General features: G+C 66.8%; 12 protein-coding genes. 4 read left to right on the forward strand and 8 right to left on the reverse strand.

The annotated features are described in order from the left end of the window. The first annotated feature begins 34 nt into the window (after positions 1-34). Entirely contained in the window at positions 35-1,870 is a 1,836-nt protein-coding gene (edd, locus tag CTP10_RS30015; protein ID WP_116319172.1) for a phosphogluconate dehydratase, read from the forward strand. On the opposite strand, the gene CTP10_RS30020 is transcribed toward edd, so the two are convergent. The 3 genes from CTP10_RS30020 to CTP10_RS30030 all read right to left on the reverse strand — a co-directional run bounded on the left by CTP10_RS30020 (position 1,867) and on the right by CTP10_RS30030 (position 4,937). Beyond that, positions 1,867-2,841, reverse strand: a complete 975-nt coding sequence (locus CTP10_RS30020) for a mechanosensitive ion channel family protein (RefSeq protein ID WP_116319174.1) — start codon at positions 2,839-2,841, stop codon at positions 1,867-1,869. The two genes, edd and CTP10_RS30020, sit on opposite strands and share 4 nt — an antisense overlap. Before the next feature lie 280 nt (positions 2,842-3,121). Then, positions 3,122-3,472, reverse strand: coding sequence for a hypothetical protein (locus CTP10_RS41305; protein WP_442875233.1), 351 nt, complete (start codon positions 3,470-3,472; stop codon positions 3,122-3,124). Between the two features lie 217 nt (positions 3,473-3,689). Next, a complete protein-coding gene (locus tag CTP10_RS30030) occupies positions 3,690-4,937 on the reverse strand; it encodes an MFS transporter (protein ID WP_116319176.1) in 1,248 nt (415 codons plus the stop codon). A 376-nt stretch (positions 4,938-5,313) separates the two neighbouring features. Here CTP10_RS30030 and CTP10_RS30035 point away from each other — a divergent pair, with 376 nt between their 5' ends. Continuing rightward, positions 5,314-7,473 (forward strand): TonB-dependent receptor family protein, encoded by a 2,160-nt coding sequence (locus CTP10_RS30035; RefSeq protein WP_199414569.1) that lies wholly within the window; start codon positions 5,314-5,316, stop codon positions 7,471-7,473. An 88-nt stretch (positions 7,474-7,561) separates the two neighbouring features. Here the strand turns inward: CTP10_RS30035 and CTP10_RS30040 are convergent, their stop codons facing one another. Together CTP10_RS30040 and CTP10_RS30045 are read right to left on the reverse strand one after the other, a co-directional pair. Next, on the reverse strand, positions 7,562-9,175 hold the full coding sequence (locus CTP10_RS30040; RefSeq protein ID WP_116319180.1) for a peptide chain release factor 3: 1,614 nt from the start codon (positions 9,173-9,175) through the stop codon (positions 7,562-7,564). Positions 9,176-9,298: 123 nt separating this feature from the next. Continuing rightward, positions 9,299-10,234 carry a YihY/virulence factor BrkB family protein gene (locus CTP10_RS30045; RefSeq protein WP_116319336.1) on the reverse strand — a complete coding sequence of 312 codons (936 nt, stop codon included), beginning with the start codon at positions 10,232-10,234 and terminating at the stop codon, positions 9,299-9,301. 1,298 nt (positions 10,235-11,532) lie between these two features. Between CTP10_RS30045 and CTP10_RS30050 the strand changes: the two genes are divergently transcribed. Then, positions 11,533-11,958, forward strand: coding sequence for a hypothetical protein (locus CTP10_RS30050; protein ID WP_116319185.1), 426 nt, complete (start codon positions 11,533-11,535; stop codon positions 11,956-11,958). 113 nt (positions 11,959-12,071) lie between these two features. Here CTP10_RS30050 and CTP10_RS30055 read toward each other — a convergent pair whose 3' ends face one another. The 3 genes from CTP10_RS30055 to CTP10_RS30065 all read right to left on the reverse strand — a co-directional run bounded on the left by CTP10_RS30055 (position 12,072) and on the right by CTP10_RS30065 (position 16,174). Then, positions 12,072-13,439 (reverse strand): sigma-54 dependent transcriptional regulator, encoded by a 1,368-nt coding sequence (locus tag CTP10_RS30055; protein WP_116319186.1) that lies wholly within the window; start codon positions 13,437-13,439, stop codon positions 12,072-12,074. A gap of 125 nt (positions 13,440-13,564) precedes the next feature. Further along, positions 13,565-13,879, reverse strand: a complete 315-nt coding sequence (locus tag CTP10_RS30060; protein ID WP_317919660.1) for a hypothetical protein — start codon at positions 13,877-13,879, stop codon at positions 13,565-13,567. Positions 13,880-14,809: 930 nt separating this feature from the next. Continuing rightward, positions 14,810-16,174 (reverse strand): NCS2 family permease, encoded by a 1,365-nt coding sequence (locus CTP10_RS30065; protein WP_116319190.1) that lies wholly within the window; start codon positions 16,172-16,174, stop codon positions 14,810-14,812. A gap of 420 nt (positions 16,175-16,594) precedes the next feature. Between CTP10_RS30065 and CTP10_RS30070 the strand changes: the two genes are divergently transcribed. Then, a complete protein-coding gene (locus tag CTP10_RS30070; protein ID WP_010811149.1) occupies positions 16,595-16,798 on the forward strand; it encodes a cold-shock protein in 204 nt (67 codons plus the stop codon). Positions 16,799-18,393 lie beyond the last annotated feature (1,595 nt).

Below are 18,393 nucleotides of genomic sequence, written 5' to 3' on the forward strand. Positions count from 1 at the left end.
CGCTAGGCTGAAAGCTCCCCCGCAGGAGAACCCCATGCCACGTCATCCAGTGCTCGAGCGGGTCACCGCCCGCATCGTCTCCCGCAGTGCCGCCACGCGCCAGGCGTATCTGGACCGGACCCGCGCCATGGCCGGGCAGAAAGTGGAACGCGCCCAGCTTTCGTGTACCAACCTGGCCCACGCTGTGGCCGCGATGCCTGACGAAGCCAAGATCCGCCTGAAGGCCGACGAGCGCCCCAACCTGGCGATCGTCTCCGCCTACAACGACATGCTGTCGGCGCACCAGCCGCTGGCGGCCTATCCGCAGTGGATCAAGGAGGCTGCGCTGGAGGCCGGCGGCACCGCGCAGTTCGCGGGCGGCACGCCGGCGATGTGCGATGGCGTGACGCAGGGCCAGGACGGCATGGACCTGTCGCTGTTTTCGCGCGACGTGATTGCGCTGGCCGCGGCCGTGGCGCTGTCGCACCAGATGTTCGACGCCGCGCTGTACCTGGGCGTGTGCGACAAGATCGTGCCGGGACTCGTAATGGGCGCGCTGTCGTTCGGCCACCTGCCCGCGGTGTTCGTGCCGGGCGGGCCCATGACCACCGGCATCAGCAACGATGAAAAGGCGCGCACGCGCCAGCTTTACGCCGAGGGCAAGATCGGGAGGGAAGCACTGCTCGAAGCCGAGACCCACTCCTATCACGGCCCCGGCACCTGCACCTTCTACGGCACCGCCAATTCCAACCAGATGCTGATGGAAATGATGGGGCTGCACCTGCCGGGCACCGCCTTCGTCAACCCCGGCACGCCGCTGCGCGAGGCGCTGACGCGCGAGTCGGCGCGCCAGGCGCTCAAGCTGGTGCATGGCGGCGAGCGCTACACGCCGGTGGCCGAAGTGCTGGACGAACGCGCCTTCGTCAACGGCGTCGTCGGGCTGCTCGCCACCGGCGGCTCGACCAACCACACGCTGCACCTGATCGCGATGGCGCGCGTGGGCGGCATCGTGCTGGGGTGGGACGATTTCGATGAGCTGTCCGCGGTAGTGCCACTGCTGGCGCGCGTGTACCCCAACGGCAAGGCCGACGTGAACCAGTTCCAGGCCGCCGGCGGGCTGCCGGTGGTGATCCGCGGGCTGCTGTCGCTGGGACTGCTGCACGACGACGTGACCACTATCTTCGGCCGCGGGCTGGAGGACTACACACGCGAGCCCGTGCTGCGCGACGGCAAGCTCGGCTGGATCGACGGCCCGGCCGCGCCGCTTGACGACAGCATCGTGCGCGGCGCCGGCCAGCCGTTCTTGCCGGACGGCGGCATCAAGGTGCTCGACGGCAAGCTGGGCCGCGCGGTCATCAAGACCTCGGCGGTCAAGCCCGAGCACCAGGTGGTGCAGGCGCCAGCGATCGTGTTCGAACGTCAGGACGACGTGCTGCACGCGTTCAAGCGCGGCGAACTGGAGCGCGACTTCGTCGCGGTGCTGCCGTGGCAGGGCCCGGCCGCTTGCGGCATGCCCGAGCTGCACAAGCTGACGCCGACGCTGACGGTGCTGCAGGACCGCGGCTTCCATGTGGCACTGGTCACCGATGGGCGCATGTCGGGTGCATCGGGCAAGGTGCCGGCGGCGATCCATGTCTGTCCCGAAGCGCTGCGCGGCGGCGCGCTCGCGCGCGTGCGCACCGGCGACATGATGCGCGTGGACGCGCCCGCGGGCGTGCTCGACGTGCTGGTGCCGGAAGACGAATGGCGCGCGCGCGAGGCCGCCAACCCCGACCTCAGTGCCAACCGGCACGGCGTTGGCCGCGACCTGTTCGCGTCCTTCCGCTGCAACGTGAGCACCGCCGAAAGCGGCGCCTGCACGCTGTTTTCCGACGAAGGCAACGCCGCCTAGCCGAGCCGCTGCACCGGCTGGCGCGGCGCGGCGCCTGCGGTGCGCGCGTGCGCCGCGCCCGGCGCCGACGCGGACGCCGGTGCCGACGCCGGTGCCGGCGCGCCCTCGGACACCTTCACGGCGCCCGGCACTGAGCCCGTACCCGGCACGTGCAGCTCCTGGATCGGCACCGCCAGCTTGCTGCCCGCTTGCTCCAGCACCTGCTTGATGCGCTCGTAGAAGGCGAAGCGCACGTTCCAGTAGTCGTCATTCGAGGTCCAGTAGCGCACGTTCAGCGTGATGCCCTGCTGCGTGTAGTTGACCACCATGGCCTCGGGGCGCGGCTCGGACAACAGGCGCGGCTCGCGCGCCAGCATCCCGCGCAGTGCTTCGAGGCTGTGCTGCACATCGCTGTCGAACGTCACCGTGGCCTCGATATCGGCGCGGCGCGTGGCGTTTTCGCTGTAGTTGGTGATGGCGCTGCCCCACAGCTTGCCGTTGGGCACGCGCAGGCAGACGCCATCGAAAGTGGTCAACTCGGTCATGAACAGGCCCGTCTCGCGCACCGTGCCCGCCACGCCCTGCGCATCGATGTACTGGCCGACGCGGAACGGCCGCAGCAGCACCAGCATGATGCCCGCGGCAATGTTCTGCAGCGTGCCCTGCAACGCCAGGCCAATGGCGAGGCCGGCCGCGCCCAGCATGGCGATGATGCTGGCGGTCTGTACGCCGAACTGCGACAGCACCAGCACGATGGTCAGCACGCGCACCATCCACTGCAGTGCATTGGCCAGCAGCGGCCGCATGGTCTCGTCCACGTGCGTACCGCTCAGCGCGCGCCGGGACGCGTTGGCCACGCGTCCGGACAGCCACCAGCCGGCGAGCAGGATCAGGATCGCGGCCAGGCAGTTCATGCCCTGGTTGATGGCGAACTGGACCAGGTAGGCCCAGCCCGCCTCCAGTTTGTTGGCATCGATGAAGTTCAGGTCCATGAGGGCGACTCCGTTTGTGGTTTGTTGGTCTGCGGCGGCGAGCGTACCCGTTTCTGCGTGCTGCCCCCGGGAATGCGGTGTCTCATCGAGAGCCGATGACTATCAAAACCTCCCGGTAATTAGCGGATTTTTAGCACCCGATGTCAGACGATCGCCGACAAAGGCGTGGCACGCGCCACAGTGGAGGTGACAGCCCAAGCGACAATTGGTTTCCCACGCAATCTGGAACGAGTGCGCGCGCCGCCGCGCCAGCCCTTATCCGGCAAGGGCTCGCGGCGAATCACACGGAGGGCGACAATGCCGCGCGCCAGGTGCCGGGCGTGACCCCGAACGCGACACGGAAACGGTGGCTCAGGTGGCTGGTCGAGCCGAAGCCGGCGCCACTTCGTTCAATCCAAGGCGCGGTTCGTCCAGCAGGTGACGGGCGCGCTCTAGCCGCGCCCGCAGGATCCAGGTAGACCGACAGGGTGTGGTGGCCGGGATGGGCGTTGGCCGTGTCGTCGTCCCGGTTGCGCCACAGCGCCAGGCCCAGGCCGTCGCCCAGCACCGCGGCGCGCTCGAGCGAAGCGCGCGAGCCGGTGAGCGCGGCAAAGACGGCGTGGCGCTGGAGCGGGTCGGACGGGGCGGCCATCTGGCGGCGCGGATCGGCAGTGAGAGGTGTGTCGGGACGGAGCGTGGCGGCGACTTTCAGCGACGAAAGTTGGCGCGGAAGACCGCCGCACACCGCTGGACTATACCGCCGGCAGGGCGCCGCGGGTCACGCAGAAACGGGTACGCTTTGCAGGCTGCCCCGGCTTCAGAATGGCCGCAGCGGCGGATTTCAGGGCGGGCGGCTTGCCCGCCGACTTTCAGGCGACGTGTTCGTGCAGCCGGTCACGCGAGGCCAGCGCCGGGAAGAGCCGCATCCACACCGCCACCACCAGCAGCGTGCCGACCCCACCGAGGATCACGGCACCCACCGGGCCGAACAGCGCCGCGGTCACGCCGGATTCGAATTCGCCCAGCTGGTTGGAGGCGCCGATGAACACCGAGTTGACCGCCCCGACACGCCCGCGCATGTCGTCCGGCGTATCGAGCTGGACCAGCGTCGAGCGCACCACCACGCTGATCATGTCCGAGGCCCCCAGCACCACCAGCGCCACCATCGACAGCGGCAGCCATGTCGATACCCCGAACACCACGGTGGCGACGCCGAACAGCGCAACCGCGCCGAACATGATGCGCCCGGCGCGACGGTTCAGCGGGTGGCGCGCCAGCCACAGCGCCATCACCAGCGCGCCAACCGCCGGCGACGAGCGCAGCAGGCCCAGGCCCCACGGCCCGGTATGCAGGATATCGCGTGCATAGATCGGCAGCAGCGCCACCGCGCCGCCCAGCAGCACCGCGAACAGGTCGAGCGAGATCGCGCCCAGCAGCACCGGCCGGCGGCGGATATAGGCAAAGCCGGCAAACACCGTGCTCACGCTGACCGGTGCGGTCAGCCGCTGCGCGGCCTGGCGCAGCTTGATGCCGCTGACCAGCACCGCGGCGATGACGAAGAGCGTCGCGCTCAGCGCGTACACCACGCCGGGACCTGCCACGTAGGCAAAGCCGCCGATGGCCGGGCCGATGATGATCGCGGTCTGCCCTGCGGAACTGGCCAGCGCCACCGCGCGCGGCAGCTGGCGCGGCGTCACCACGCTGGGCAGCAGCGCCTGCAGCGTGGGGTTCTCGAACGCGCGCGTGGCGCCGATCAGCGCGACGAAGACAAAGATGTGATGGCTGTCGATCCAGCCGGTGAGGCTGGCCACGGCCATGCCGGCGGCCAGCAGCGCCTCGATCGACTGGCAGGAGCGCACGATGCGGCGCCGGTCAAAGCGGTCGGCAACGTGGCCGGACATCAGGATCAGCACCACCGACGGCAGGAACTGCACCAGCCCGACCATGCCCAGCATCAGCGGGTCGCGCGTCAGGTCGTACATCTGCCAGCCGACTGCCACGGTAAAGATCTGATAGCCGATGGTGGTGCACAAGCGGGCGAACCAGTAGCGGCGGAACGTGGCATCGCCGAAGACGCTATCCGGCTCGGCGGCCGGGACGGTGGCAGGGGAAGACATGAATTGCGGGAGGCGGGGTCAGACAGCGAGGGGGCGCCATGCAGGCGCCACAGCGATACCGAAGGCAAGCGCGGCCGCAATCGCGGCGGTGCAATCGCGACGGCAATCATGGCGGCAAGGCGACGGCATAAAGCCTCGATTTTACGGTGACCGCTGAATTAGTGCATACACATGCATGCGTCACGATCCAATAGCCGGTAGACGTGCTCTTTTTGCCACATTTTGTGCTGCAAATGTATCAATCGTGATGCATGGATGCGACAAACGCCCCGAGTTTGATCTGACTAATCGCATCTGAGAATCACTCGCACCTATAATCCGGCCCCATTCGGCGCATCCGTCCGGTGGAATGCGCTGCCTTTCCAGGACTCTCATCTTGCAGCCCGCATTCCGTCTCACCGCCGGTGCCTTCGGCGCCGCCCTGCTGTTCGCCCTCCCCGCCCACGCCCAGACTGCCGCCACGGCCACCACCGCTGGCAACGCCAATGCGGAAACCACCCTCAACGCCGTCACCGTGGTGGGCAACTGGCTCGACAACGCGGATGAAGCCAAGGTGCTGGAGCACCCCGGCGCCCGCACCATCGTCGACCGCGTGACCTTCCAGGAAGCCGGCGCCAACAACGTGCGCGAGGTGCTGCGCCGCGTCCCCGGCGTGCAGGTGCAGGAGAACAACGGCACCGGCGGCAGCGATGTGTCGCTGAACGTGGGCGTGCGCGGACTGACTTCGCGCCTGTCGCCGCGCTCGACCATCCTGATGGACAGCGTGCCGCTGGCGGTGGCGCCCTATGGCCAGCCGCAGCTGTCGATGGCACCGCTGTCGCTGGGCAACCTGGAAAGCATCGACGTGGTGCGCGGCGCGGGTTCGGTGCGCTACGGCCCGCAGAACGTGGGCGGCATCATCAACTTCGCGACGCGGTCGATCCCGAAGACCTTCGCGGCCGATGCCTCGGTGTCGACCGACATCTACAGCCACGGCGGCAACGTCAAGACCAATCCGACGGCGTTCATCGGCGGCACCAACGACAACGGGCTGGGCGGCGCGCTGCTGTACTCGGGCATCCATGGCAACGGTTATCGCGAGAGCAACGACCACGTCAATATCGACGACCTGATGCTCAAGGGCAACTACCGGATCTCGAAGACCGACGAACTGACCGCGGCCTTCCACTACTACGAGGGCAGGGCCGGCATGCCCGGCGGCCTGACGCCGGCGCAGTACGCGGCCGACCCGTTCCAGTCGGTGCGGCCCTACGACAATTTCGACGGCCGCCGCAACGACTTCAGCCTGAAGTACAGCCACAACGACAACAACCGCAAGTTCGAGGTGCTGACGTACTACACCGACAGCTTCCGTGGCAGCAATATCGAGCAGCAAGGCACCGGCGCGCAGGCCAACCTGCGCCGCCTGACCTCGGCGCCGCGCAACTACCACACGTTTGCGATCGAGCCTCGCTACTCACAGCTGTTCCGCGGCGAGAACATGAGCCATGAGGTCAGCGTCGGCTACCGCTTCCTGCGCGAAGCCAGCGACGAGAAGGCCTCGCGCACGGTGTTCTACACCCCGGGCACCATCGATCCGACCACGCTGCCGTCGCCGGTGTACCAGTCGCGCACCGGCGGCACCACCGCCAATGCCGTCTACATCGACGACACCATCAACGTCGGCAGCTGGACCATCACGCCTGGCCTGCGCTACGAGTTCATCCGTTCGTACGTGACCGACAACTTCACCGGCGCGCGCAACGATGTCTCGTCCAACGAGCCGCTGCCGTCGCTGGCGGTGATGTACCACGTCAGCGACCAGTGGAAGCTGTTCGCCAACGCGGGTGTCTCGTTCGGGCCGCTGCAGTACTTCCAGATCGCGCAGACCACCAACGGCCTGACGCCCGAAAAGGCGAAGACGTACGAAATCGGCACGCACTTCAACGCCAACGGCTGGGGCGGCGAGCTGACGCTGTTCAACATCGACTTCGACGACGAGCTGCAGCTGCGCGGCGGCACCGGCGGCGCGCCGGATGCGTGGACCAACCTCGGCGCCACCATCCACCGCGGCGTGGAATCGTCGCTGCGCTATGACTTCGGCGCGCTCGACAAGTCGCTGGCCGGCCTGTCGGCATACGCCACCTACACCTTCACCGAAGCGACCTACAACCAGGGCAACTTTGCCGGGCGCGACCTGCCGTTCTATTCGCGCCATGTGGCCACCGTGGGCATGCGCTATGCGCGCAACCGCTGGGCCTTCAATGTCGACGGCTATGCGCAGTCCAAGCAGCATTCGCCGGGCGACCCGAGCACGTCGACCACGTACCAGACCGCCGAGAGCGCCAATGGGGCGCTGGGCGATATCCCGGGCTACGCGCTGCTGAACATGCGGCTGGGCTACGACTTCGGCAAGTCGGCGCAGAACCTGAAGGTGGCCGTGGGGGTGAAGAACCTGTTCGACAAGCGCTATTTCACGCGCTCCACGGACAACAATGCGGGCAAGTACGTGGGGATGCCGCGCACGTTCTATATCCAGGCGTCGCTGGCGTATTGAGTCGACGCCTGGCTGAGGGGTGGCTCCCCTCGGAAAAGCAAAACGGCTCGCCATGGCGAGCCGTTTTGCTTTCTCCGGGATGGGATCGTCAGACGATCTCGCGCGTTTCCAGGAACTGCAGCTCCGGGAACCGCTCCTGCGTCAGCCGCAGGTTCACCATGCTCGGCGCCAGGTACACATGGTCGCCCGCGCCGTCCAGCGCAACGTTGTGTCCGGCCTTGGCGATCAGCTTCTCGATTTCCGCGGGAGTGCCCTTGAGCCAGCGCGCGGTGGCGCACTCGTGCGATTCGAAGATGGCATCGACGCCATACTCGTGCTCAAGCCGGTGCGCGACCACGTCGAACTGCAGGATGCCGACCGCACCCAGCACCAGGTCGTTGGAGACGAGCGGACGGAACATCTGCGTCGCGCCCTCTTCCGCCAGCTGCTGCAGGCCCTTCTGCAGCTGCTTGACCTTGAGCGGGTTGTTCAGGCGCGCGCGGCGGAAGAATTCCGGGGCGAACGACGGGATGCCGGTGAACTTGAGCGGCTCGCCCTCGGTGAAGACATCGCCCAGGCGGATGGTGCCGTGGTTGGGCACACCGATGATGTCGCCGGCGTAGGCCTCTTCGGTCGTGTTGCGGTCCTGCGCCATGAAGGTGATGGCGTTGTTGATCGCCACGGTCTTGCCGGCGGAAACGTGCAGCAGCTTCATGCCACGCTCGAAGCGGCCCGAGCACACGCGCACGAAGGCGATGCGGTCGCGGTGGCGCGGGTCCATGTTGGCCTGGATCTTGAAGACGAAGCCGGTGAACTTGCCTTCGTTCGGCTCGACCACGCGCGTGTCGGTATTGCGCGCCAGCGGCGGCGGCGACAGCTCGCACAGCGCGTCCAGCAGCGACTGCACGCCGAAGTTGTTGATCGCCGAGCCGAAGTAGACCGGGGTCTGCTTGCCGTTGAGGAAAGCTTCCTTGTCGAAGGTATGCGAGGCGCCGCGCACCAGCTCGATCTCGACGCGCAGCTCGTCAGCCTGGCTGCCCAGGATGCGGTCCAGCTCCGGGTTGTCCAGGCCGTCCAGGATCGCCGCGGTGCCCTTGTCGCCCTTCGGGTCGAACAGTTGAACCTTGTCGTCAATCAGGTGATACACGCCGCGGAACTGCTTGCCCATGCCGATCGGCCAGGTCATCGGCGCGCACTGGATCTGCAGCACCTCCTCGATCTCGTCGAGCAGTTCGATCGGCGAGCGGCCCTCGCGGTCGAGCTTGTTGATGAAGGTGAGGATGGGCGTGTCGCGCAGGCGGCAGACGTTAAGCAGCTTGATGGTCTGCGCTTCCACGCCGTTGACCGAGTCGATCACCATCACGGCCGAGTCGACCGCGGTCAGCGTGCGGTAGGTGTCTTCCGAGAAGTCCTCGTGGCCCGGCGTGTCGAGCAGGTTGACGATGCTCTCCTGCGCGCTGCCGTCGGCGCTGCTGCTGTCACCCCCGCGGCGGTACGGGAACTGCATCACCGACGAAGTTACCGAGATGCCGCGCTGCTTTTCCAGCTCCATCCAGTCGGACGTGGCATGGCGGTCGGCCTTGCGCGCGCGCACTTCGCCGGCGACCTGGATCGCGCCGCCGAACCACAGCAGCTTTTCGGTCAGGGTCGTCTTGCCCGCGTCGGGATGGGAGATGATGGCAAAGGTGCGACGACGCGCAATTTCGGATACGAGCGAGCTCACGGCAGCGGATTCTGGCTGGGAATAAGTGGAGGGTGCGGCATGAGCCGGCACCCGGACCGGCGCCGCCGCAGGCGGCACTTGCGCCGGGCCCTGCGGGACTTACGGAAGGAATGGGGCGCTATTTTACCGGTTCACGGGCCAGGCCGGGGGTTTGCCTTCACCCTTGCCGCCCGCCTCCCCCGCCATGCCTGGCACGCCGCGCAGGCTGCCGAACTGCAGCGCGTACTGGCGTGTCAGCTCGGCGCCGAAGAAGAAGATCTGCGCCGAGTAGTAGATCCACAACATCAGCGCCACCACCGAGCCCGCCGCGCCATACGAGGAGGCCACGGCACTATTGCCCAGGTAGAGGCCGATCAGCCGCTTGCCCACCGAGAACAGCAGCGCGGTAATGATGGCGCCCATGGTCACGTCCCGCCAGGCAATGCGCGCGTTGGGCAACATCTTGAATATCACCGCGAACAGCGCGGTCACGACCGCAAAGGAAAACGCCGTCGAGATCACGTCGGCCACCGGGGCGAACCAGGACTGCGTCCACAGCTCGCCCCAGATGCGCTCGACCACCGCCAGCGCGGCATTGACGATCAGCGACACCAGCAGCATGAAGGCCAGCACCAGCACCAGGCTGAACGACAGCAGCCTCGCCCGCAGCAGTGTCTGCCAGCCGGCGGTCTTGGGCACCGGCACATGCCAGATGTCATCGAGGCTGCTCTTGAGCTCGGCAAAGGCGCTGGTGGCGCCGACAAACAGGATGCCCATGGCGATCAGGGTGGCCATGCCGCTGCCGCCGGCGCGGTGTGTGGCTGCCAGGATCTGCTGGATCGCCACGGCGCCTTGTTCGCCGACCAGCCCTTCGATCTGGGTGAAGATCTCGCCGCGCGCCGCCTCGGCGCCGAAGAACAGACCGGCGATCGAGATCACCAGCACCAGGATCGGCGCCAGCGAGAACAGCATATAGAAGGACAGCGCCGCGCCCTTGCTGGCGGCGCGGTGGTCGAACCAGGAGGTGACCGCCGCGGTGACCACGCGCAGCGTGCGCGCGGCGGTGTGGCGGTCCGGCAGCCAGAGCGGGCGGTGGGGTCGCGGCTGCGGAGTGCCGCTGCCAGAGGATGATGCGGGTTGGTGTTCGGTGTTGTCGTTCACGGCCTGGGTTTGCCCGGTTCGGAGCCCTGCTGCGCAGGGGCGGGTAGCCGGAACGCCTGGCGCGAGCGGCCACGGGACGCTCCGGCAGCGAGGGTGCTTGCGTTCATCATACTGCGCATTGCGCAGCTTGCCCAAGGCAGCGCCCCCAAGGCGACCTGCTACAGTAAGACCAGGCACACCTGCCGGCGCATCCCGTGCCGCGCGCCGGCGCAAGGAGGCATCCGTGACCCGTTTCCTCTCCGCACGACCGGTGGCCGCCATGCTCGTGGTCGGGATGCTCGGCGTTGCCGGCTGTGAGCGCAGCCAGCCCGGACCCAAACCCATCTCGGGCACTGCCACGACCTCGTCCTCCGCTGCCCCCACCCCGCCGGCGGCACCCAGCCCGCCGGGCCAGTCTCGCTGACGATCGCGGCAGCGGCTGCCACGAGGGACGCCTGCGGCGTACCCGTTTCTGCGTACCGCGCCGGGAATTGCCTCGCTAACGCGGGGCCGGCGCGGGGCAGTACGCTCGTCGCTGTTCCAGGCTGTTACGCCAATGCAAGACTGACGTAACGCCGGTTTCAAACATGCAACTCGGTGCAGTGCGGCGAATTCGCCCCTCCGTGGGCGTGTTATCCCGCACCCGGCGCGCGTGTCAGGCGACCGAGCCCGCACATGCGCGCGCCCGGCCAGCGGTGGCGCTCGGCGCACGCGTTGCAACGGCGAAACCGAATGGTTCCCTGACGCCGTCTCAGCCGTGCGTGGCGCCCGCAGGCAGGCCGCAAACCCGCATGGCACAAGCCTTTGCGGCCCTTGGCACACTTGTCGCTCAGCATCTGCAGGGACGCCGCACGCGTCATTACCATCAACCAGCCACTACTGCGGAGAGAGACCAGCCATGCGTCATCCGCCCTCACGCATGACGGCGCGCCGGCGCTCATACCGGTTGGCGGGCCCCCCGCCTTCGGTGACGGACCTGCTTTCGCCGCCACTTCTGCCCTACCCGCGCGAGCGGGTCGAGCCGGCGCAACTGGCCACGGCGAGCGCACCCTGCCCCGGGGGTGCGCGCCGGGCCAGGGATCCGGCCTGCACGCGCGCAGCCTGCGGACGCCCGGCCGGGAAGCGGCGCGCCTGAGCGGGAGTTGTTCCGGAATCATGCGGGCATGCCGACCGGTGTGTCCGCGCGGATTTGTGCTCCGTCCCCCGGCGGGCACTTTTTTCCACAAGGAGGAGATGCCATGAGAGCCGCAATTCCTGCCGCAAGCGCGCTGGCCGCCGGGGCCACCCTGGCTGCCCTGGCAGTCTTCTCGGCCCCTGCCGTGGCAGCCAGCTACGCCTGGTTCGACCGGCCTGACGACGCCAGCGCCAACAGCCACGCGGCGGTCAGCAACGATGTCTACGTGCGCGGCTTCGGCTGGGCCTGGGGCGAACTGCATATGCAGCAAGACACCACGCCAGGCGCGGCCGCGCCTGGGACTCCGCAAGGCGGCCGGCAGGCGCGCGACTACCCGGACCGGCGCGACGCGCCGCCGTGGTTGCAACGGGATGACAACAACCCGCCGCGCACGCCACGCGGCAAGATCAGCATGAACCTCGCGGCCGCCCCGGCGGATGGGGCCGGCGGCGGGAGCGGGGCCGGCCAGGCCCGCGCGGTTGTGCGCTGACGTGCCAGCGGGCACGAGGAAAGGCGGAACCGGCGAGCGGACGTCGGCGGTTCCCCTTTCCTGTGGCGCGCTGCCTGGCGCACCGCCGCCAAGGGCGGCGACGGGCCGCGAGCCTAGTCGCCAGCGGCCGGCTGGCTTTCCACGCGGATATTGTGCTTGTGCATCAGCCGGTACAAGGTCACGCGCGACACGTTGAGCTCGCGCGCGGCCGGCACCACGTGGAAGCCATGACTGGCCATCACGTTGCGGATCGCCTCGCGCTCGGCCTCCTCGCGGATCGCGTCGAGGGTCTTGCGCGGCAGCTCTGCGCCGCCATGCAGCTGCAGATCCTCGGCCGTGATCTTGCGGTTGTCGGTCATCACGATGGCCCGGCGCACGCGGTTGATCAGTTCGCGCACATTGCCCGGCCACGCGTACTGCATCATGGCCTGGGTCGCGCATGCCGAGAATCCGCGGATGCGCCGGTGCGCCTCGTGGCCGTGCTCGGTCAGCACGGCGTTGGCCAGCTGCAGGATGTCCTCGCCGCGCTCGCGCAGCGCCGGGATGCTCAGCGTCAGCACGCACAGCCGGTGGAACAGGTCAGAGCGGAAGCGTCCGTCGGCCTGCGCCGCCACCAGGTCCACGTGCGTGGCCGAGATGATGCGCAGGTTCAGCGGGATCGACTGGTGACCGCCCAGGCGCGTGATGGTGCCCTGCTGCAGGAAACGCAGCAGCGCCACCTGGCTTTCCAGCGGCAGGTCGCCAATCTCGTCGAGGAACAGCGTGCCGCCCTGCGCCTGCTCGATCCAGCCGACCTTGCGCTGGTTGGCACCGGTGAACGCGCCCTTCTCGTAGCCGAACAGTTCCGACTGCACCAGGTGCGAAGGGATGGCGCCGCAGTTGATGGCGATGAACGGCCCCTTGCGCCGGCTCGAGGCATCGTGGATCGCCTGCGCGGCCAGCTCCTTGCCGGTGCCCGATTCGCCGGAGATAAACACCGGCGCCTCGTTGTGCGCCACCTTGGCCAGTGAGCGGAACATGGCGCGCATGGTCGCGCACTCGCCGATCATGGTGCCGCGCGACGCAGTCTCCTGCACGCGTGCACCATGCAGCGATGCCATGCCGTGCGCGTGCTTGAGCGTGTAGATCAGCTCCTGCACCGAGAACGGCGTGCGCACGTAGTCCACGCAGTAATCGCGGATCAGCCGGCGCACGCGCTCGTCTGCAAGCATCGCGTCGCAAGTGATGGCCACCCAGGTGACATGCAGATGCTGCAGCGCGAGTTCGAGCTGGCCAAACTCGGCATCGCTGTATTCCGCCTGCAGGTCGATCACGGCAGCGGTGGGCGGGCTCGCGCGCACCACGCGTTCGACGTCGCGGACCTGCTGCACGCGGCGGAATTCCCATCCCGGGCCGAAGCTGGACGGGTCAAAACCAAAATCTTCATGACGCGACACGACCACGATCTGTGCAGTGCGTGACGCCTTGCACAGTCGGTCCATCACGATCTCCCGGACGTTTGGCTTGTTCTTTGTTCCGGCACCCGTGGACTGCGCCGGGGCCTGTGGCCGTGGCGCGGACTGGGGCTGGACTGGCTGCGGGTTGGCGCCCGCGAGCAACGTCGGTATCACGAGGTGGACAGACTGCGGGACTGCTCCTCGGGCGCGGCGAGATAGCCGGTGCCCCCCTGGAGCTGATCGCGGATGCGTCGCCGCACCGCTTCCTTTTCGCGCATCAGCTCTACGCGCGGCGCCTCGGGCGTCTGTCCCGAGTACTGGTAGTAGAGCGTCTTGTAGGTCAGCTGGCTGAGGATCCATTCCTGCAGCATGGCGCGCTGGCGTGCCAGCTCGCCCTCCAGCAGGCGATGGCGGCGCAGCAGGTTTTCCACCGCGGCGCGAGCGCTGTCGGTGAGCGCGCTGTCGTCCGCCAGCAGGGCCGCCACGTCGGCGGTAGCGCCGTCACGGCTGGCGTGGTTTGCGGGCGCTTCGCCTGCGGCTTCCCCCAGAGTAGCCCAGGCGTGGTGAATGGATCGGCTAGTGGATCGGCTTATGGACTCCCTGACGGGCCCGATGGCGGGTCGCCGGATCTCTCCTGCGGTCATGATTATCCCCGTTGAACAACATCCCCCGGCACTACACGTCTGCGGATACCACTTGTCAGTCTTGGAATATTTGTGTCTGCGTGGCGCACGTGTTTCCGCACGCTCCCTGGTCGTGGCCCTGCCGCCTTGCCTGGCGGTCTCATCCGAGCTGTCCCCGGACTGGCGGACGGCGCCAAAGGCGCGCTCGGTGTGCTCCGGCAATCCAGCCGCATGCACCGGAGTCAAGAAGGGGCGCCTTGCCGCGCCCCTCTTTGCCACGCCTATAGTTCAGTGCATTTGGGGCGGTTTGTCCAGCCCTGAGTGGGTGACCTACACCCAATCTCATACTTTCGTATGAGCCGGCCTGCACACCACCTATTTGTCCTGCGAAAAGCCGTTTACTGGTGTTATTCGTGCCGGATTTCGAGCCGGATTTCGGACTAAATTTCGGACTAAATTTCGAGTTGGCTTGCAACCCGTTTGCCCTGTTGCCGGACTACCGTACCCACGCTTGCATGCTACGCAGAAACGGGTACGCTTTCGCACCCCGAACGGGTGATGGCAGCAACCTCGGTAGCGCGCTCCAGCCGGTGCGCGAGACGGCAAGCGCAGGCGGCAGATGCAAGCGAACCGCGGCCCGCAGAAACAGGTACGCTGCGTGCTGCTCGTGCGATCCCGAGCAGCACGCAGAAACGGGTACGCCTTGCGCGCGTTCCGTCGAATCGGCAACGCGGGCACGCAAAAAAATGGGCGGCCTGGGCCGCCCACGTCTGGTCTTGCTGTACAGGACGCTTAGTGGCCCGGCAGGTAATAGAACTTGAAGACAAAGACCGCCGCGATGATCCACACCATCACCGGCACGCTGCGCGCGCGCCCGGTCAATAGCTTGAGCGCCGCGTAGCTGATGAAGCCGAATGCCACCCCGTTGGCGACCGAGTACGTAAACGGCATGCCCAGCGCAGTCATGACCGCCGGCACGACTTCGGTGACGTCGTTCCAGTCGATTTCCAGCAGTTCGCGCAACATCAGGCATGACACATACAGCAGCGCCGGCGCGGTGGCATAGGCCGGCACCGTGCCCGCCAGCGGCGCGATGAACAGCGCCGCCAGGAACAACACCGCCACCGTCACCGCGGTCAGCCCCGTGCGTCCGCCGGCCTGCACGCCGGAAGCGCTTTCGATATACGCAGTGGTCGATGACGTACCGAGGAACGAACCGGCCATGATGGCGGTGCTGTCGGCCATCAGCGCCTTGTTCAGCCGGTCCATGCGGCCAGCCTTGAGCAGGCCGGCGCGGTTGGCCACGCCCATCAGCGTGCCGGTGGCATCGAACAGTTCGACCAGGAAGAACACCAGGACGACATTGATGATCCCGATCGACAACGCCGCCGAGATATCGAGCTTCAGCAGCGTCGGGCTCAGCGAAGGCGGTGCGGAAAACACGCCGTGGAAGGTATTGCCGGCAAAGACGAAGCTCAACAGCGTGGTCAGCAGGATACCGATCAGGATCGCGCCCTTCACGCGCAGGTGGTCCAGCGCAACGATCACGAAGAAGCCGATGATTGCCAGCACCGCCGGGGGCTGGTGCAGGTCGCCGATGGTGACCAGCGTTGCCGGGCTGGCGGCCACGATGCCGGCATTCTTCAGCGCGACGATTGCCAGGAACAAGCCGATGCCCGCGGTGATCGCCACGCGGATGGAATGCGGGATGCCGTTGACGATCATCTCGCGCACGCGGAACAGCGTCACCAGCAGGAACAGGCAGCCCGAGATAAAGACCGCGCCCAGCGCCGCCTCCCACGGAAAGCCCATGCCCTTCACCACGGTGTAGGCAAAGTACGCATTCAGGCCCATGCCCGGCGCCATCGCGATGGGGTAGTTGGCATAGAAGCCCATGATCAGCGTACCGATCGCCGCGGCCACGCAGGTCGCGACGAACACCGCGTCCTTGGGCATGCCGGCATCGCCCAGGATCGACGGGTTCACGAAGATGATGTACGCCATCGTCAGGAACGTGGTGATGCCGGCGAGAACCTCGGTGCGGACATCGGTCTGGTGCTCGCGCAGCTTGAACAGGCGCTCGAGCAGCGACGGCTGGCCGCGCGAGGGGTTGACGGAAGGGGTACCCGGCTTGGAAGCGGGTTCCGGCATCGACATGACTGGTCTCCTGGTATCGTTATCGTGTCCGCGGCAGGCAGCGTCGCGGCGCGGCCGTGGCCGCGTGGCGCGCCACCAGGCGGCAAGCGTACTCTCGTCCAGCATGGGCCGGATACGTCACGGCGTACACGAATAAGCGATATGCAAAAGGCGTGATGATCCCACAGTGGATACACAGCGCACAGGGGCCACGCGGCGCCGCGGCCCCGGCCGGGGACAGGCGGCTCGGGGCTGGCCCCAGCTTGACGCTGGCCCCATTCCCCCGTATAAAGCCGGCTAGATTCAAGCGACGAGGCAACAGTTCATTCGTTAGCCACCGTCTGGTACTTCGGTTGTCCATGGTGTCCTTTCCTTGAGTTCCCCTGTCGGATGGCGCGTGCGTCATGCGACCTTTTACATCCTTTTTCTGGAAAGCAGATCATGCAAACCGGTATCGTCAAGTGGTTCAACGACGCCAAGGGTTTCGGCTTCATCAAGCCGGACGCAGGTGGTGACGACCTCTTCGCCCACTTCTCGGAAATCCGCGCCGACGGCTTCAAGTCGCTGCAGGAAAACCAGCGCGTGCAGTTCGAAGTCAAGAACGGCCCGAAGGGCCTGCAGGCAGCGAACATCACCCCGCTGTAAGCGTTGCCAGATGGCGCGCCACGTGCGCGCCACGCAACGGAAAAACCCCGCCTCGGCGGGGTTTTTTGTTTTTCGGCCGCTCGCGCCGGCATGCGGCACCGGGTTCGCCAGACGCGCAGGCCTGCCGCTCATCCCTTTCCCCCGTTCCATGCGCTAGTCCTGGCGCACGCCCACCTGTCTCAAAACGGCCGGCCCGCAGAAACAGGTACGCCTTGCCGCGCCGCAAGCCCGGACCGCCGGCGCTTCCCTTACGCAGAAATGGGTACGCGCACCGCGGAGATGGCGCTCCACTCACGTCGGCGACCACGCAGAAATGGGTACGCCTGGCGCAGATCTGCCTCCTCCGCGTCACCACAACGTCCGCAGAAATAGGTACGCCCTTGATCTGGCGGCGCGCGGCGATCCGCCGGCGCCGCCAGATCAAGGGCGCGTCAACGTGCAGCCTGGCGCTGAGATATCCACACAGCATGGCGCGAGCGCCACGCAGAAACGGGTACGCCTCGTGCTGCAACGCGCAAATTCCTGATGCTGTCTTGCCTTGAAGGAAGCCACGCAGAAACAGGTACGCCTCGACGTCTTTTCCATGCTGACTGCTCCCGCAGAAACGGGTACACCACCCGGAATCCCCTACGAAGGGGGCCTGCTGGGAGGGGAGCGCTACCCACATTGGCTCGCAGAAACGGGTACGGCCGTCCAGATGGCGGCGCATTGACGTATACGTTGAGTGTAAGCGCTAGCTTCTTCTGCATGACCATGTATAATGGAAACTTGGCGAGGCGTCTATTCATAGGGCACCGTCCATTGACGCAGAAACAGGTACGGGCGCGGCCAGGGACTGCGCGGCGCGGGTGCGCAGAAATGGGTACGCTTGCCACGGGCCAGGCGAACTCAGGTGCCGGCGCAGAATTGGGTACGCCGCAGAAATGGGTACGCAACGGCGAATACATGGCGGTTTTTCTTCGCCGCGCAGAATCGGGTACGACTTCGGCGGGTCTGCCGCAGAAACGGGTACGCTTTTGCCCCTGAGCGGCTGACGGCGATCCCGGCTTCGAACCCTTTTCTGCGGGGATAACCCCCGCCGCGGGCCCGCCAGCGGCGTACTTCGGTGGTAAGCGGGGCGTAAACCGCGTATACCGCCCCGCCTGGCGCAGAAACAGGTACGCTTTGCGCGATCGCCGTTGTGGAAAAGCTTGTGGAAACACGGAGTTATCCCCGCAGAAACCAGTACGCGCACTCCGCAGATACAGGTTCGGTCTTTCGCAGATACGGGTTCGGCCCTTCGCAGAATCGAGTACGTTTGTCCGCAGATTCGGGTTCGCTGGGGTTGTTTTTTCCCTTACGAATCAAGGCGCTGAACTTCACGTATACGGTTTACAAGTAGTTAACCCGTATCGGTATCGTTTACTGGTAGTCACAGGGTTGCGCACCGTGGACAACCCTGCCGGGTTGCCCACCGTCCGCACCCCAGCTGCCAGTCGGGAGAGTCCCGACACGGCAAAACCCCGGCAAGCAAGGCTAAGCTTCAGCGTACCTGTTTCTGCGTGACAACCTTTGCGGCTTCGAGTACAAAGGCGGGTATTCCGAAGCACGCCAAT

The sequence above is a fragment of the Cupriavidus sp. P-10 genome, from assembly GCF_003402535.2.
Classification (GTDB): Bacteria; Pseudomonadota; Gammaproteobacteria; order Burkholderiales; family Burkholderiaceae; genus Cupriavidus.

Bases quoted from the DNA above. Each gene is read 5' to 3' on its own strand.
- edd (WP_116319172.1), top strand. From the start codon at position 35: ATGCCACGTCATCCAGTGCTCGAGCGGGTCACCGCCCGCATCGTCTCC.
- CTP10_RS30020 (WP_116319174.1), bottom strand. From the start codon at position 2,841: ATGGACCTGAACTTCATCGATGCCAACAAACTGGAGGCGGGCTGGGCC.
- CTP10_RS41305 (WP_442875233.1), bottom strand. From the start codon at position 3,472: ATGGCCGCCCCGTCCGACCCGCTCCAGCGCCACGCCGTCTTTGCCGCG.
- CTP10_RS30030 (WP_116319176.1), bottom strand. From the start codon at position 4,937: ATGTCTTCCCCTGCCACCGTCCCGGCCGCCGAGCCGGATAGCGTCTTC.
- CTP10_RS30050 (WP_116319185.1), top strand. From the start codon at position 11,533: ATGAGAGCCGCAATTCCTGCCGCAAGCGCGCTGGCCGCCGGGGCCACC.
- CTP10_RS30055 (WP_116319186.1), bottom strand. From the start codon at position 13,439: ATGGACCGACTGTGCAAGGCGTCACGCACTGCACAGATCGTGGTCGTG.
- CTP10_RS30065 (WP_116319190.1), bottom strand. From the start codon at position 16,174: ATGTCGATGCCGGAACCCGCTTCCAAGCCGGGTACCCCTTCCGTCAAC.
- CTP10_RS30070 (WP_010811149.1), top strand. From the start codon at position 16,595: ATGCAAACCGGTATCGTCAAGTGGTTCAACGACGCCAAGGGTTTCGGC.